The following is a 3776-nucleotide window of genomic DNA, read 5'->3' as shown; positions in this document are numbered from 1 at the left end:
TTTATGCATCCCTTAACTTACTTATTAAATAATTTATAGCTATTGAAAAGAGATAAGAATTGTTCAAAGCTAATATTGTTTAAATCGTCAATTCCTGCATGTTTTAAGGAATTGTTAAATTGATTTTTTGTAAATATTTTCTTGTATTCTTTGTTAACCCATTTCATAACGAAATAATTATACTTTTGTTTATCTTTGTGTGATATTCTTGATTTTTTTCTACTTAATCTGATAAGTGAGCTATTCACTTTAGGTTTAGGATGAAAATATTCTCTTGGAACCATACTTAATATAGAAATATCAACTTCTGCCATTAAAAGTAATGCCAATGAGCGTTTTGTATTTAATAATCTTTTAGCAAACCCGTATTCCACGATTAAATAAATCTCATTAGCTATACTATCAAAAACAATTTTGCGTATTATATCCGTACTTATGTTATAAGGTATATTACCATATATTTTATAGGATTGGTTTTTAGGAAATTTAAACTGCAATATATCCTTGTTTAAAACTTGGAAATTATCGTGATCAACAAGTTTATTTTCTGTAGTTTTGCATAATTTATGGTCTATTTCAATGGCAGTTACGAAATTACACCTCTTTACTAATTCAAGGGTAAAATGGCCTTTTCCTGAGCCGATTTCAAAGATATTATCATGTTCATTTAATCTTATATTTGTCATTATTTTATCTATATTATGTTTTGAAGTAATAAAGTTTTGACTGTGTTTTATATTTTTCTCGTTCATTATACCCCTCTTTAATTTGGTTATATGAATTTTGCTTATTAACGATTCATTATAACCACTTATTTTTTGTTTGGTTGATAATGAACTGTGCTGATTACAAAAATACTAAAAATGCCCATATTTTTTCCTCCTTATAAAATTAGTATAATTATAGCACGAGCTCTGATAAATATGAACATGATGAGTGATCGTTAAATTTATACTGCAATCGGATGCGATTATTGAATAAAAGATATGAGAGATTTATCTAATTTCTTTTTTCTTGTAAAAAAAGAAAGTTCTTAAAGGTTTTATAGTTTTGGTCGTAGAGCACACGGTTTAACGACTTAATTACGAAGTAAATAAGTCTAGTGTGTTAGACTTTATGAAATCTATATACGTTTATATATATTTATTATCCGGAGGTGTAGCATGTCTCATTCAATTTTGAGGGTTGCCAGAGTTAAAGGATCAAGTAATACAAACGGGATACAAAGACATAATCAAAGAGAGAATAAAAACTATAATAATAAAGACATAAATCATGAGGAAACATATAAAAATTATGATTTGATTAACGCACAAAATATAAAGTATAAAGATAAAATTGATGAAACGATTGATGAGAATTATTCAGGGAAACGTAAAATTCGGTCAGATGCAATTCGACATGTGGACGGACTGGTTACAAGTGATAAAGATTTCTTTGATGATTTAAGCGGAGAAGAAATAGAACGATTTTTTAAAGATAGCTTGGAGTTTCTAGAAAATGAATACGGTAAGGAAAATATGCTGTATGCGACTGTCCATCTGGATGAAAGAGTCCCACATATGCACTTTGGTTTTGTCCCTTTAACAGAGGACGGGAGATTGTCTGCAAAAGAACAGTTAGGCAACAAGAAAGACTTTACTCAATTACAAGATAGATTTAATGAGTATGTGAATGAGAAAGGTTATGAACTTGAAAGAGGCACGTCCAAAGAGGTTACAGAACGAGAACATAAAGCGATGGATCAGTACAAGAAAGATACTGTATTTCATAAACAGGAACTGCAAGAAGTTAAGGATGAGTTACAGAAGGCAAATAAGCAGTTACAGAGTGGAATAGAGCATATGAGGTCTACGAAACCCTTTGATTATGAAAATGAGCGTACAGGTTTGTTCTCTGGACGTGAAGAGACTGGTAGAAAGATATTAACTGCTGATGAATTTGAACGCCTGCAAGAAACAATCTCTTCTGCAGAACGGATTGTTGATGATTACGAAAATATTAAGAGCACAGACTATTACACAGAAAATCAAGAATTAAAAAAACGTAGAGAGAGTTTGAAAGAAGTAGTGAATACATGGAAAGAGGGGTATCACGAAAAAAGTAAAGAGGTTAATAAATTAAAGCGAGAGAATGATAGTTTGAATGAGCAGTTGAATGTATCAGAGAAATTTCAAGATAGTACAGTGACTTTATATCGTGCTGCGAGGGCGAATTTCCCTGGGTTTGAGAAAGGGTTTAATAGGCTTAAAGAGAAATTCTTTAATGATTCCAAATTCGAGCGTGTGGGACAGTTTATGGATGTTGTACAGGATAATGTCCAGAAGGTCGATAGAAAGCGTGAGAAACAGCGTACAGACGATTTAGAGATGTAGAGGTACTTTTATGCCGAGAAAACTTTTTGCGTGTGACAGTCCTTAAAATATACTTAGAGCGTAAGCGAAAGTAGTAGCGACAGCTATTAACTTTCGGTTGCAAAGCTCTAGGATTTTTAATGGACGCAGCGCATCACACGCAAAAAGGAAATTGGAATAAATGCGAAATTTGAGATGTTAATTAAAGACCTTTTTGAGGTCTTTTTTTCTTAGATTTTTGGGGTTATTTAGGGGAGAAAACATAGGGGGGTACTACGACCTCCCCCCTAGGTGTCCATTGTCCATTGTCCAAACAAATAAATAAATATTGGGTTTTTAATGTTAAAAGGTTGTTTTTTATGTTAAAGTGAAAAAAACAGATGTTGGGAGGTACAGTGATGGTTGTAGATAGAAAAGAAGAGAAAAAAGTTGCTGTTACTTTAAGACTTACAACAGAAGAAAATGAGATATTAAATAGAATCAAAGAAAAATATAATATTAGCAAATCAGATGCAACCGGTATTCTAATAAAAAAATATGCAAAGGAGGAATACGGTGCATTTTAAACAAAAAAAGATAGACAGCACTGGCATGCTGCCTATCTATGACTAAATTTTGTTAAGTGTATTAGCACCGTTATTATATCATGAGCGAAAATGTAATAAAAGAAACTGAAAACAAGAAAAATTCAAGAGGACGTAATTGGACATTTGTTTTATATCCAGAATCAGCAAAAGCCGAGTGGTTAGAGTATTTAAAAGAGTTACACATTCAATTTGTAGTGTCTCCATTACATGATAGGGATACTGATACAGAAGGTAGGATGAAAAAAGAGCATTATCATATTCTAGTGATGTATGAGGGTAATAAATCTTATGAACAGATAAAAATAATTACAGAAGAATTGAATGCGACTATTCCGCAGATTGCAGGAAGTGTGAAAGGTCTTGTGAGATATATGCTTCACATGGACGATCCTAATAAATTTAAATATCAAAAAGAAGATATGATAGTTTATGGCGGTGTAGATGTTGATGAATTATTAAAGAAAACAACAACAGATAGATATAAATTAATTAAAGAAATGATTGAGTTTATTGATGAACAAGGAATCGTAGAATTTAAGAGTTTAATGGATTATGCAATGAAGTTTAAATTTGATGATTGGTTCCCGCTTTTATGTGATAACTCGGCGTATGTTATTCAAGAATATATAAAATCAAATCGGTATAAATCTGACCGATAGATTTTGAATTTAAGAGTGTCACAAGACACTCTTTTTTCGCACCAGCGAAAACTGGTTTAAGCCGACTGCGCAAAAGACATAATCGATTCACAAAAAATAGGCACACGAAAAACAAGTTAAGGGATGCAGTTTATGCATCCCTTAACTTACTTATTAAATAATTTATAGCTATTGAA

Annotated in this window: 5 protein-coding genes; 3 read left to right on the top strand and 2 right to left on the bottom strand. The window is 31.6% G+C overall.

All coding sequences use genetic code 11. The annotated features are described in order from the left end of the window. Positions 1–17: 17 nt before the first annotated feature. A complete protein-coding gene (erm(C), locus tag F550_RS18795) occupies positions 18–752 on the bottom strand; it encodes a 23S rRNA (adenine(2058)-N(6))-methyltransferase Erm(C) (protein ID WP_007410443.1) in 735 nt (244 codons plus the stop codon). A 59-nt stretch (positions 753–811) separates the two neighbouring features. Continuing rightward, a complete protein-coding gene (gene ermCL / locus F550_RS19030; RefSeq protein ID WP_002497446.1) occupies positions 812–871 on the bottom strand; it encodes a 23S rRNA methylase leader peptide ErmCL in 60 nt (19 codons plus the stop codon). Between the two features lie 292 nt (positions 872–1163). On the opposite strand from ermCL, the gene mobV reads away from it, so the two are divergent. The 3 genes from mobV to F550_RS0100005 all read left to right on the top strand — a co-directional run bounded on the left by mobV (position 1164) and on the right by F550_RS0100005 (position 3600). Beyond that, positions 1164–2375 (top strand): MobV family relaxase, encoded by a 1212-nt coding sequence (gene mobV, locus F550_RS0100010; protein WP_026180457.1) that lies wholly within the window; start codon positions 1164–1166, stop codon positions 2373–2375. 377 nt (positions 2376–2752) lie between these two features. After that, the gene (locus F550_RS18790) at positions 2753–2920 is read left to right on the top strand and encodes a cop-6 protein (protein ID WP_006308237.1); all 168 of its coding nucleotides are present in this window, start codon (positions 2753–2755) and stop codon (positions 2918–2920) included. Between the two features lie 80 nt (positions 2921–3000). Beyond that, complete coding sequence (locus F550_RS0100005) at positions 3001–3600, top strand: replication protein (RefSeq protein ID WP_012816703.1); 600 nt, start codon at positions 3001–3003, stop codon at positions 3598–3600. Positions 3601–3776 lie beyond the last annotated feature (176 nt).

Origin of the sequence: Henriciella marina DSM 19595 (assembly GCF_000376805.1) — a bacterium.
GTDB lineage: Bacteria > Pseudomonadota > Alphaproteobacteria > Caulobacterales > Hyphomonadaceae > Henriciella > Henriciella marina.
Note: the sequence above shows the minus strand (reverse complement) of the source record. Positions and strands in the feature narration are given on the sequence as shown.

Coding starts and splice junctions, on each gene's coding strand:
- mobV (WP_026180457.1), top strand. CDS start 1,164: ATGTCTCATTCAATTTTGAGGGTTGCCAGAGTTAAAGGATCAAGTAAT.
- F550_RS18790 (WP_006308237.1), top strand. CDS start 2,753: ATGGTTGTAGATAGAAAAGAAGAGAAAAAAGTTGCTGTTACTTTAAGA.
- F550_RS0100005 (WP_012816703.1), top strand. CDS start 3,001: ATGAGCGAAAATGTAATAAAAGAAACTGAAAACAAGAAAAATTCAAGA.